Source organism: Mycobacterium rhizamassiliense (assembly GCF_900157375.1).
Taxonomy (GTDB): Bacteria; Actinomycetota; Actinomycetes; order Mycobacteriales; family Mycobacteriaceae; genus Mycobacterium; species Mycobacterium rhizamassiliense.
This window is the reverse complement of sequence record NZ_LT721901.1, coordinates 4,999,647-5,012,746: the sequence shown is the minus strand read 5'-3', so window position 1 is coordinate 5,012,746 and position 13,100 is coordinate 4,999,647. Positions and strand designations below refer to the sequence as shown.

Here is a 13,100-nt window from a genome sequence, read left to right as displayed (position 1 = left end):
GCAAGTGCAGGGCACTGACAAGCACGTCGACTACCTAAAACGCCTGACGGCAGATCTGCGCCGCAGTCGGCGGCGAATCGCGGAGCTGGAAGGCAAGCTGTCCGAACCGGTGGCGGTGGTGGGCATGGCGTGCCGGTACCCGGGCGGAGTCGACTCGCCCGAGGCGTTGTGGGACATGGTGATCGAGGGCCGCGACGCGGTGTCCGACTTTCCCGCGGACCGGGGCTGGGACGTGGCCGGGCTGTACGACCCGGACCCCGACGCACCGGGCAAAATGTATGTACGCCAGGGTTCCTTCCTCAAGAACGCGGGCGACTTCGACGCCGGATTCTTCGGCGTGGGTCCCAGCGAGGCGCTGGCGATGGACCCGCAGCAGCGGGTGATGCTCGAGCTGTCCTGGGAAGCCTTGGAGCGGGCCGGGATTGACCCGACGGGGCTGCGCGGCTCCGCGACCGGGGTCTTCGCGGGCGTGATCCACGCCGGCTACGGCGGCTGGGTGGAGGGCGAGCTGGAGGGCTACGGCCTCACCGGCTCGACGCTGAGTGTGGCCTCGGGCCGGGTGTCGTATGTGCTTGGGCTGGAAGGCCCGGCGGTCTCGGTCGATACGGCGTGTTCGTCGTCGTTGGTGGCGCTGCATCTGGCCGCGCAGTCGTTGCGTTCGGGGGAGTCGGATCTGACCCTGGTCGGCGGGGTGACGATCATGGCCACGCCCGCCGCGTTCGTCGAATTCAGCCGCCAGCGCGCCCTGGCCGAAGACGGCCGGTGCAAGGTGTACGCGGGGGCCGCCGACGGCACCGCGTGGTCTGAAGGCGCGGGCGTCCTGGTCGTGGAGCGCCTGGCCGACGCGGTGCGGCTGGGGCATCCGGTGTTGGCTCTGGTGCGGGGTTCGGCCGTCAACCAGGACGGCGCCTCCAACGGCCTCACCGCGCCCAACGGCCCCTCGCAGCAGCGGGTCATCCGGGCGGCGCTGGCCAGCGGCGGGCTGACGACGGCCGACGTCGACATCGTCGAGGGCCACGGGACCGGAACCGTGCTCGGCGATCCCATTGAGGCGCAGGCACTCCTGGCCACCTATGGGCAGGATCGCCCGGCGGATCGGCCGCTATGGCTGGGATCCATCAAGTCCAACATCGGACACACGTCGGCGGCCGCGGGGGTGGCCGGGGTGATCAAGATGGTGCAGGCGATCCAGCACGAGGTCCTGCCGGGCACGCTGCACGTGGATGTGCCGTCACCGCATGTGGATTGGACGGCGGGTGAGGTGTCACTGCTGACCGAATCCCACCCCTGGTCCGCAACCGGCCCGCGCCGAGCCGGGATCTCCTCCTTCGGCATCAGCGGAACCAACGCGCACGTGATCATCGAGCAGCCCCCGCTGCTGGAAAGCGAAAGCGTTACCCCCGACGGCGAAGACACGACCACGGCATGGGTGCTGTCGGCCCGCTCGGAGCAGGCCCTGGCCAACCAGGCCAGGCTGTTGCTCGCGCACGTCGCCGCAAAACCGGATCTGCGGCCGGGCGATGTCGGCTGGTCGTTGGTGACGACTCGGGCGGTGTTCGACCATCGAGCCGTCGTGGTCGGCGCCGACCGAGACCGCTTGCAGCAAGGGCTGATCGAGCTCGCGGCCGGTGAGCCAGGCGCGGGCGTCGTCGCCGGGCGTGCCCGGTCGGCAAGCAAGACGGTGTTCGTATTTCCCGGGCAGGGCGCCCAGTGGCTGGGGATGGGCCAGCAGCTCTACGACCGGTATCCCATGTTCGCCAAGGCATTCGACGAGGCATCCGCGGCGCTGGATCCGCACCTGCGAGTCCCGCTGCGGCAAGTGGTGTGGGGCGCCGATGCCGCGCTGCTGCAGAGCACGGAATTCGCCCAGCCGGCGCTCTTCGCCGTCGAGGTCGCGCTGGCCGCGCTGCTGCAGCACTGGGGCGTGGTGCCCGATGTGGTGACCGGACATTCGGTGGGCGAGATCACCGCGGCCTACGTGGCGGGCGTGCTGTCGCTGTCCGACGCCGCCAGGGTCGTCGCGGGACGGGGCCGCATGATGGCGGAGCTGCCGACGGGCGGCGTGATGGTGGCGGTGGCCGCCAGCGAGTCCGACGTGGCGCCGTGGCTGACCGACGACGTCAACCTCGCGGCGATCAACGGCCCCGACGCCGTGGTGATCTCGGGCGCCGACGCGCCCGTGACCGCGGTGGCCGAAGCCCTGGCGCAGCAGGGCCGGCGCACCCATCGATTGGCCGTCTCGCACGCGTTTCATTCGGTCCTCATGGAGCCGATGCTCGACCGGTTCGCGCAACTGCTCGCCGGCGTAGCGGCCGCGCCACCACGAATACCGTTGGTGTCCAACCTGACCGGGCAGCTGGCCGGACCCGGGTACGGGTCGCCGGAATACTGGGTCGAGCATGTGCGCCGGCCGGTGCGCTTTGCCGACGGGGTGCGCGCTGCCGAGTCGGTGGGCGGCGGCGTCTTCGTCGAAGTCGGCCCCGGGCGCGGGCTCACCGTGGCGGTGGAGCAATCGCTGGCCGCCGAACAACCGACGTCGGTCATCACCCTGGCCAAGGACCGCCCCGAGGACGAGTCGGTGCTGGCGGCGCTCGGGCGGCTGTTCGCCAACGGCGGTCGCGTCGATTGGCACGCGGCACTCGGCGGCGGCCAGCGGGTGGACCTACCGACCTATGGCTTTGTACGGCAACGGTTCTGGCTGCCCCTCGGGGCCGTGGGGTCCGGGAGCGCCAGCGGCGTCGGCTTGGCCCGGGCCGGTCACCCGTTGTTGGGCGCGGTGGTGGAACGACCGGACACCGGCGGCGTGGTGCTGACCGGCTCGTTGTCCGTGGGGGAGTCGCCATGGCTGGCCGATCACGTCGTCGACGGGGTGATGCTGTTTCCCGGCGCGGGCTTCGTGGAATTGGTGCTGCGCGCGGGTGACGAGGTCGGCTGCTCGGTAGTCGACGAGCTGACGCTGTTGGCCCCGCTGGTGCTGCCGCAGGGTAAGACGGCCCGCGTGCAGGTCGTCGTCGACGCGGCCGGCGAATCGGGGTCGCGCGGCGTCTGGGTGTATTCGCGTGGGGCCGGTTCGGATTCGGTGTGGGTGCTGCACGCGCAGGGCGCCCTGAGCGCCGCGCAGCCCGACGCCGGCACCGACCTCTCGGTGTGGCCGCCTGCCGGGGCCACCGCGGTGGAGGTCGGTGACGCATACGACGTGCTGGCGGCCCGCGGCTACGACTACGGCCCCGCGTTCCGCGGCCTTCGTACCATGTGGCGGCGCGGGCAGGAGGTTTTCGCCGAGGTGGCCGCCGGCGAGGGCGTGACCATGGGCGGCTTCGGGATTCATCCCGTCGTGCTGGATTCGGCCCTGCACGCCTTGGGAATCGCCGAGGGCGGCGACGCGACGATGCTGCCGTTCTCCTGGCAGGGGGTCTGCCTGCACGCAGCCGGGGCGTCACGGGTCCGGGTGCGCTTCGCGCCGGGCGGCACCGGCGGGGTCTCGGTCGACCTGGCCGACGGCTCGGGCCTGCCGGTTCTGTCAGTGCGGGAGTTGATCGTTCGCCCCATCACCGTCGGCGCGCTGTCGGCCGCGTTGGCGGCCGCGGCCGGTGGGGGCGGCGGCCTGTACGAAGTCGGGTGGACGCCGGTCTCGTTGGAGCCCAGGCCAATTGACGACGACAGCCTCACGGTGTGGGAACCGGCTCCGGCGGCCGGGGATGCGGTCGGCTCGATCTACGCGGCCACTCATGCGGCCTTGGGCGAGCTGCAGTCGTGGCTGGCCGGTGACGGCTCCGGGGTCTTGGTAGTCCTGACGCACGGCGCGGTCGGCCTGACGGGCGAGGATGTCACCGACCTGGCGGGTGCGGCGGTCTGGGGGTTGGCGCGCGCGGCGCAGGCCGAGCAGCCGGGCCGAGTGGTGCTGGTCGATTCGGACGGCTCGCTGGACATTGTCGAGGCCATCGCTGCCGGTGAGCCGCAAGTGGTGGTGCGTTCCGGCGTCGCGCACGCGGCCCGGCTGGGCACGGTCGGCGCCGGCGCGGTGCTGGAGCTGCCGGTCGGCGGCTGGCGGCTGGCCGCAGGCGGTGGCGGGACGCTGGAAGACGTGGTGGTTGCCCCCGCCGCACCGACGGAACTGGGTGCCGGGCAGGTGCGGGTGGCGGTGGCCGCGGTCGGGGTGAACTTCCGGGATGTATTGGTCGCGTTGGGCATGTACCCCGGCGGCGGCGAGCTCGGCGCCGAGGGGACCGGCGTCGTCATCGAGGTGGCCCCCGGGGTCACCGGACTCGCGGTCGGCGATGCGGTGCTGGGCCTGCTGGGGTTCGTCGGTTCCGAGGCCGTGGTCGATGCGCGGCTGGTCACTGCGGTGCCCGCGGGGTGGACGGCGGCGCAAGCGGCCAGCGTGCCGGTGGTGTTCTTGACCGCGCTGTACGGGTTATCGGTGCTGGCCGGTGTCAAGGCGGGCGACCGCGTGCTGGTGCACGCCGCCACCGGCGGGGTGGGGATGGCGGCGGTGCAGCTGGCCCGGCACTGGGGTGCGGAGGTGTTCGCCACCGCCAGCCGCGGCAAGTGGGACACGTTGCGCACCATGGGATTTGACGACGATCACATCGGCGATACCCGCACCCTGGAATTCGAGGACAAGTTCCTGGCCACCACCGGCGGCGCCGGGGTCGACGTGGTCCTCAACTCGTTGGCCGGTGAATTCCTTGACGCCTCGCTGCGGCTGTTGGTCGGCGGCGGGCGCTTCATCGAGATGGGCAAGACCGACCTGCGCGACCCCGATTCCATGCCGGCCGGCGTGATGTATCGGGCGTTCGATCTGATGGAAGCCGGCCCAGACCACATCGCCTCGATGCTGTCAGACCTGATCGGGCTGTTCGATGCCGGGGTGTTGAAGCCCTTGCCGGTCAAGGCATTTGATGTGCGGTGTGCCTCGGCCGCCTATCGGTTCGTCAGCCAGGCCCGCCAGATCGGCAAGGTGGTGCTGACGCTGCCGGACGGCCCCGACGACCCGGTGCTGGCGGGTTCGGGTGGCGGCCTGGCCGGCGGCAGCGTCCTGATCACCGGCGGCACCGGCATGGCCGGCGCGGCGGTTGCCGCACATCTGGTGGGCCGCTACGGCGTGGGCCACGTGGTGTTGCTCAGCCGCAGCGGCGCCGACGGCGACGGCGTGCCGGAGCTGGTGGATCGGCTCGAAGGCGCCGGTGCCGAGGTGTCGGTGGCGGCCTGCGACGTGGGTGACCGGGAGGCGCTCGCGGGCGTGATCGCTCAACTGCCGAGCCGATACCCGCTCAAGGGCGTGTTCCATGCCGCCGGCGTGATCGACGACGGGTTGATCGCGTCGCTGACGCCGGACCGAGTGGATACGGTGTTGCGCAGCAAGGTCGATGGCGCGTGGAACCTGCACGAGCTCACCCGGGACATGGACCTGTCGGCGTTCGTGCTGTTCTCGTCGATGGCCGGCATCGTGGGATCCCCGGGCCAGGGCAACTACGCCGCGGCGAACAGCTTCCTGGACGGGTTGGCCGCGCATCGGCGCGCACAGGGCCGGGCGGGCTTGTCGGTGGCCTGGGGGCTGTGGGAACAGGCCAGCGGCATGACCCAGCATCTCAGCGATCGCGACAAGGCCCGGATGAGTCGCAGTGGGCTCGCGCCCCTGTCCACCCCGCACGCGCTGCAGCTGTTCGACGAGGCCATGCTGGCCGACCGAGCGCTGCTGGTGGCCGCCCGCATCGACGCGGCGGGGCTGGGCGCGAGCGGGGCCGTCCCGCCGGTGTTGCGTGACCTCGTCGCACGACGGGGACGGCGACTGATCATCGATAACGACCCGGGGGCCTCGGCGTCGCGGCTGGCCACCCGGCTACAGGGCCTGAGCTCCGAACAGCGGCACCGTCAGCTGGTGGAGCTGATGTGTACCAACGCCGCAACGGTGTTGGGCCGTTCCACCGCCGACATCGACGCCGATGCGGCGTTCCAGGACCTCGGCTTCGATTCGCTGACGGCCGTGGAGCTGCGCAACCGCCTCAAAGCAACGACCGGACTGACGCTTTCGCCGACGCTGATCTTCGACTACGCGACGCCCGCCGCGCTCGCCGAACATGTCGACGCGCAGCTGCTCGCCGCCACCGCCGGCGCCGGCAAGGCCGCCGCCGAACCCGACCGGCTGGCCCGGTTCAACGACGTCGCGGGCGAGCTCCAAGCGCTGATCAACCGGCCCGGGTGGACCGACGAGGACAAGACGCGGCTCACCGCCCGCATCCGCACCATCCTGGCCGAGCTGACCGCGCCGCCGCTCGAGGTGAGCCAGCCCGACGCGATCGACGACGACATCACCACCGCCACCGAACGCGAGCTCTTCGCCATCCTCGACGAAGACTTCGGTCCCTGATGCGCAACGAGCCGAGGGTGTCGTGTCGCCGACCGACATAGCGATCATCGGGCTGGCATGCAGGTTCCCCGCCGCCGCCGGCCCCCGTGACTTCTGGCAGGTGCTGCGCGACGGACGTGAGGTCGCCCAACTGCCGGGCGACATCGCCGAATTCGACGCGGACTTCTTCAACCTGTCGCCGCGCGAGGCCAGCGCGATGGACCCGAGGCAGCGGCTGGCGCTGGAGCTGGCGTGGGAACTGTTCGAAGACGCCTTCCTGATCCCGGAAACCCAACGCGGCGAACTGGTTTCGGTCTTCCTCGGCGCGATGGGCGACGACTACGCCCTGCTGACGCTGCGCGATGCCGAGGACAACGTCAACCATCACTCGTTCGCCGGGATCAGCCGGGGCATGATCGCCAACAGGATCTCGTACGCCTTCGGGCTGCAGGGCACCAGCATGACCGTCGACTCCGGTCAGTCCTCCTCCCTGGTCGCGGTGCACCAGGCGTGCGAAAGCTTGCGCGCCGGTGCGTCGCGGCTGGCGATCGCCGGGGGGATCCAGCTCAACCTGGCGCCCGAAACCGCCGCGCTCGAAACGGAATTCGGGGCGCTGTCGCCGTCGGGGCACACGTATGCCTTCGATGCGCGGGCGGACGGCTACGTGCGGGGCGAGGGTGGCGCCCTCGTCCTGCTGCAGCCGCTGAGGGCGGCCCTCGAGGACGGGAATCGCGTCCGGGCGGTCATCCGGGGCAGCGCCGTCGGCAACGCCGGGCACAGTTCCGCCGCACAGACCATACCGTCGGTCGCCGGTCAGGCAGACGTGATCCGGTGCGCGCTGGCCAACGCCGGATTGACCCGCGCGGACATCGATTACGTCGAGGCGCACGGGACCGGCACCGAGATCGGCGACCCGATCGAGGCGAGGGCGCTAGGCGACATCTTCTGCGGCCGCGGTGATCGTCCGGTGCGCCTGGGCTCGGTGAAGACCAACATCGGCCACACGGGTAGCGCCGCGGGAATCGCGGGCCTGCTCAAGACGGTGCTGGCGCTCGAAAACGCCGCGATCCCACCGAGCCTCAACTACGTGAGCTCCGGCCCCGATACCGACCTGGCGGCGCTCGGGCTTGAGGTCAACACCGCACTCACGCCCTGGCCGGCCGGGGGCCATCCGCGTCGGGCGGGGGTGTCGTCGTTCGGCATGGGCGGTACGAACGCCCACGTTATCGTCGAACAGTCGCCGCGGCCCGCGGAAGCCGCAGCCGCGGAACATGTTTCGCCCACGCCGGTGGCCTGGGTGTTGTCGGCCCGCTCGGAGCCGGCGCTGGCCCAGCAGGCTGAACGGTTGAGGGCGCACCTGGCCGCCGAGGACGGGATCGACGTCGCCGACGTGGCGTGGTCGCTGGCCACCACGCGCTCGGCGCTCGAACACCGGGCCGTCCTGGTCGGCGACGATCGCGACTCCCTGACGGCGCAATTGGTGGCGCTGGCCGCCGGCACGGCGATGGCCGGCCGGTCGCGGCCAACGGGCAAGACGGCGTTCGTGTTCCCCGGCCAAGGCGCGCAATGGCCGGGCATGGGCGCCCAGTTGTACGAGCGATTCCCGGTGTTCGCCAACGCCTTCGACGGGGCCGCCCTGGCCCTGGATGGCAGGCTGCGATTGCCGCTCAAGGACGTGATCTGGGGGGATAAACCAGATTTGTTGGAGAACACCGAATTCGCCCAGCCGGCGCTGTTCGTCATCGAGGTGGCGCTCGCGGCGTTGCTGCGGGACTGGGGGATGGTCCCGGACGTGGTGCTGGGCCATTCGGTGGGTGAGATCGTCGCGGCCCACGTCGCGGGCGTCCTGACGCTGGACGACGCCGCGACCGTCGTGGTGGCGCGCAGCCGGCTGATGGCGGGGCTCCCGGCGGGCGGGGTGATGATCGCGGTCGCGGCCGGCGAGCAGGACGTGGCGGCGTTGCTCACCGACGGCGTGGCGATCGCGGCGGTCAACGGCCCCAATTCCGTGGTGATTTCGGGTGCCGAAGGCCCGGCGACAGAGGTGGCGAACCTGCTCGCACAGCGAGGGGCGAAGGTGCACCGGCTGGCGGTGTCGCATGCGTTCCATTCGCCGCTGATGGACACCATCACCGACGACCTCGCCGCCCTGGTGGCCGGCGTGACACCCCGCGAGGCGCGAATCACGTTGATATCCAACATGTCCGGTCAGCCCGCCGACGCGGGTTACGGCACGGGACGGTACTGGGTGGAGCACGTGCGTCAGCCGGTTCGCCTGATCGACGGTGTGCGCTCGGCGGAGTCGCTGGGCGCCGAGGTATTCGTCGAGGTGGGTCCGGCCGCCGGCCTGACCGCGGCGGTCGAGCAGTCGCTGCGCGCCGACCGCGGCGCCGCGATCGCGACGCTGACCAAGGACGAGCCCGAAGTCGGGGCGCTGTTCGCCTCGGCCGGACGGGCGTTCACCATCGGGCTGGACGTGAATTGGCCGGCCGCGTTGACCGGCCTGCGCGCCCGCCGGGTGGAACTGCCCACGTACGGGTTCGCCCGGCGGCGGTATTGGTTGGGGGCGAGCGCCAACGCCGCGGGGCCGGTGATCAGCCGGTCCGCGGGCCTGGCCGAGCAGCTGCAAACTCTGTCCCGCGACGAGCAGCGTCGCCAGCTGGTGGAGCTGATCTGCGTGCACTCGGCCGCGGTGCTCGGGCATTCGAGCGGCCGCGACGTCGATGCCGACCGCGCCTTTCAGGACCTGGGCTTCGAGTCGCTTACCGGAGTCGAGCTGCGCAACAGGCTGCGCACCGAAACCGGGTTGGCGCTGTCGCGCACGCTGATTTTCGACTTTCCTACGCCGACGGTATTGGCCGACCACCTGCGCGAAAAGCTGCTGCATGCCGATCGCGAAGAATCGGACGAGGACAAGATCTGGACAACGCTGCGCAAAATTCCGCTTCACGAGCTCCGGCGAACCGGTTTGCTGGACAAACTTTTGCTGCTGGCCGGCGAGCCGGAAGAATTGCCCGCGAATTCGACGGTCAGCGACGAGCTAATCGACTCGTTAAGCGCCGACGCGTTAATCGCGATGGCCCTTGACGACGACGAAGCCGGCGGCGCAGGATGACGAAATCCACGCTCGCAGAAATGGTTCCGCGCATTGGCGTGCTTCGATATTGGACGGCTGTTGAATAGCGATAACTTTGCCGAAGTTCGGCTGACCGCATAAACTTCGGTGCAGCGGGCAATTCTTGGAAGCGCAGAGGTAGGCCATGAGCGTAATCGCAGGTGTGTTCGGCGCGTTGCCTCCTCATCGGTACAGCCAAAGCGAGATTACCGACCAGTTCGTCGAGTTCCCCGCATTGCGGGAACACGAAGAAATTGTTCGGCGACTACACGCCGGCGCGAAGGTCAACAGCCGCCACCTGGTGCTGCCGCTCGAGCAGTACCAATCAGTGAGCGACTTCGGTGCGGCCAACGAGATCTTCATCGACAAGGCGGTCGAGCTCGGCTGCGAGGCGCTGCTCGGCGCGCTGGACGAGGCCGGCCTGCAACCGCAAGACATCGACATGTTCGCCACCACCACAGCGACCGGCGTCGCGGTGCCCTCGCTGGACGCCCGGATCACCGGTCGGCTGGGCCTGCGCCCGGACGTGCGCCGGATCCCGCTGTTCGGCCTGGGGTGCGCGGCCGGGGCGGCGGGGGTCGGCCGGCTGCACGACTATCTGCGCGGCGCACCCGACGGCGTCGCCGCCCTGGTGTCGGTCGAGCTTTGCTCGCTCTCCTTTCCCGGCGTCCGGCCCACGGTGTCGGGACTGGTCGGCACCGCCATGTTCGGCGACGGCGCGGCCGCTGTGGTCGCCGTCGGTGACCAGCGCGCCGAGCAGGTAGTAGCCGCCGGGCCCGACATCCTGGACTCGCGCAGCCGCCTGTACCCGGATTCGCTGAACATCATGGCCTGGAACGTCAGCTCGGCCGGGCTGCAGCCGGTGCTGTCGCCGGAGCTGACCACGCTCATCGAGCGCCACTTGGCCGACGACGTCACTAAGTTTCTTGCCGTCAACGGGCTGACCAGAGACGACATCAAAGCCTGGATGGCCCACCCCGGCGGCCCCAAGGTCATCGACGCGATCGGCAAGACGCTTCAGCTGCGCCCCGAGGCGCTCGAGCTGACCTGGCGGTCGCTCGGCGAAATCGCCAACCTCTCCTCGGCCTCGATCCTGCACATCCTGCGCGACACCATGGCCAAGCCGCCGGCGGCCGGGAGCCCCGGCGTGATGCTGGCGCTGGGACCTGGATTCAACGCCGAACTCGTCCTGCTGCGCTGGCGCTAGGTCGGTACCTCGACGCCGGCTACTCGACGGCGTCGGACAGCTCCAGCCAGCGGGTCTCCAGATCGGCGACCTCGCTTTCGAGCGCCCGCAGCTCCTGGGTCATCCGGGTCAACGCGACATGGTCGGAATGGTCATGGTCGGCCAACTCGTGGTGTTTGGCCGCGATCCGGTCGGCCAGGCGGGCCAGCTGACGGTCGACCGAGGCCAACTCCTTTTCCGCCGCGCGCCGCTGGGCGCCGGACAGAGCCTCGGGCTCGGCCACCGCAGACGAAGACGCAGCCGAATCCCGGCCCGGCGTGGAATGGCTTGCCAGCCGCAGATATTCGTCGATCCCGCCGGGCAGATGCCGCAGCCTGCCGTCGAGAATCGCGTACTGCTGGTCGGTGACGCGTTCCAGTAGATACCGGTCGTGCGAGACGACGATCAATGTGCCCGGCCACGAGTCGAGCAAATCCTCTGTGGCGGTGAGCATGTCGGTGTCCACGTCGTTGGTGGGCTCGTCGAGCAGCAGGACGTTGGGCTCGGAGAGCAGCGTGAGCATCAGCTGCAGCCGCCGGCGCTGGCCACCGGAGAGCTCGCTGACCCGCGCGGAGAGCTGGCCGCTGCCGAAGCCGAGCCGCTCGAGCAGTTGGGTGGGGGTGACTTCGCGGCCCTCGACCTCGTAGCCGCCCCGCAGGCTGCCCAGCACATCGGCGATCCGGTCGTTGGCGACGTCGGCCAACATGTCACCTTGCTGATCGAGCACCGACAGCTGGACGGTCTTGCCGCGCTTGACCCGGCCGCTGTCGGGCGCCACGGTCCCGGCGATCAACCCCAGCAGCGTCGACTTGCCCGCGCCGTTGGCGCCGACGATGCCGGTGCGCTCGCCGGGGCCGATCCGCCATTCGACGTCGCGCAGCACCTGACGCCCTGTAACAGGCGGGTACGAGACGGACACGTCGAGTAGGTCGATAACGTCCTTGCCGAGCCGCGCCGTCGCCAGCTTGGCCAGCTCGACGGTGTTGCGCAGCGGGGGCACGTCGTCGATCAGCTGGTTGGCCGCGTCGATGCGGAACTTGGGCTTCGAGGTGCGCGCCGGCGGGCCGCGGCGCAGCCAGGCCAGCTCCTTGCGCATCAGGTTCAGCCGTTTGGCCTCGGTGGCGGCGGCCTGCCGGTCGCGCTCGACGCGCTGCAGCACGTAGGCCGCGTAGCCGCCCTCGAATGGCTCGACGATGCCGTCGTGCACCTCCCACGTGGCGGTCGCGACCTCGTCGAGGAACCAGCGGTCGTGGGTTACCACCAGCAGGCCGCCGGCGCTGGCGGCCCAGCGCCGCCGCAGGTGCTCGGCCAACCAGGTGATGCCCTCGATGTCGAGGTGGTTGGTGGGTTCGTCGAGGGCGATCACGTCCCACTCGCCGATCAGTAGCTGGGCCAGCTGCACCCGCCGCCGCTGGCCGCCGCTGAGGGTGGAAACCGTTGCATCCCAGTCGATGTCGGATACCAGGCCGCCGACCACATCGCGGATGCGAGGGTCACCAGCCCACTGGTGCTCGGGCTGATCGCCGACCAGTGCCCAGCCGACGGTGTGGGCGGGGTCGAGGGTATCGGCCTGACTGAGCGCGCTGACCCGCACTCCGCTGCGACGGGTGACGCGCCCCGAGTCGGGTCGCAGTTCACCGGTGAGCAGCCGCAGCAGGCTGGACTTGCCGTCGCCGTTTCGCCCGACGATGCCGATGCGGGCGCCCTCGTTGACTCCGAGCGTGACCGAGCCGAACACGACCTGAGTCGGGTATTCCAGGTGAACGGCCTCAGCCCCCAGTAGGTGCGCCACCCGGGCAATTATTCGAGAGTCACCTATGCGTGGTCGACGTGGGTACCGGTGTCGGCCGATGCGGAGCACGCGACGGCGTCCAATAAGCGGTCCGCGACGTCGCGGACCTTGAGGTCCGTTTCCTAAGACCGCCAGACCAGAACCTCCTGCTCGATGCGGGCGCGGGCCCGTCCGCTCCCTTCAACAGCTCGCGCAAGAAATCGCGCCCATTACAGCTCAACGCTTTTGGTCACTTCGGCCGGGTCCTCTGCTGTGGCGCCGGGGGTTTCGTGCGGCCCGCGCGCGGCAGCGGCCCGGTAGCACTCCTCATGCTTCGCCGCCCGGCGAGCTGACGGTCGAACCAGACGGCCGCCGACAGCTGCCGCCGCCGGTCGTGCTGATGAGGTATGAGGTCGTACATCGATCGCCGCCACCCATTGGGCCGCCTCGCTTCTGGAACGAAATACGCTTCGGCGCCCGCTACTTCACCGCCGAGATGGGCCGGTGACACCGAGTTAACCGCTTAAGCGCTCCGCTGGATATTCGACCGAAAGCGGCCCGACGTCCGCACCTTCCCTTGAGACCCGGTCCGGACGTAGGCTAATTGGCAGATGCGCCTATATCTCTAGGCCATCGGGCC

Annotated in this window: 4 protein-coding genes; 3 read left to right on the top strand and 1 reads right to left on the bottom strand. The window is 70.2% G+C overall.

The features are described 5' to 3' along the window. The first annotated feature begins 4 nt into the window (after window positions 1–4). From MRAB57_RS23890 to MRAB57_RS23880, 3 genes are all read left to right on the top strand, one after another. Entirely contained in the window at window positions 5–6,370 is a 6,366-nt protein-coding gene (locus tag MRAB57_RS23890; protein WP_077089539.1) for a type I polyketide synthase, read from the top strand. A 22-nt stretch (window positions 6,371–6,392) separates the two neighbouring features. Beyond that, the gene (locus MRAB57_RS23885) at window positions 6,393–9,464 is read left to right on the top strand and encodes a type I polyketide synthase (RefSeq protein WP_077089538.1); all 3,072 of its coding nucleotides are present in this window, start codon (window positions 6,393–6,395) and stop codon (window positions 9,462–9,464) included. A 145-nt stretch (window positions 9,465–9,609) separates the two neighbouring features. Next, window positions 9,610–10,671, top strand: a complete 1,062-nt coding sequence (locus MRAB57_RS23880) for a type III polyketide synthase (RefSeq protein ID WP_077089537.1) — start codon at window positions 9,610–9,612, stop codon at window positions 10,669–10,671. Window positions 10,672–10,690: 19 nt separating this feature from the next. On the opposite strand, the gene MRAB57_RS23875 is transcribed toward MRAB57_RS23880, so the two are convergent. Next, window positions 10,691–12,481 (bottom strand): ABC-F family ATP-binding cassette domain-containing protein, encoded by a 1,791-nt coding sequence (locus MRAB57_RS23875; RefSeq protein ID WP_077089536.1) that lies wholly within the window; start codon window positions 12,479–12,481, stop codon window positions 10,691–10,693. Window positions 12,482–13,100 lie beyond the last annotated feature (619 nt).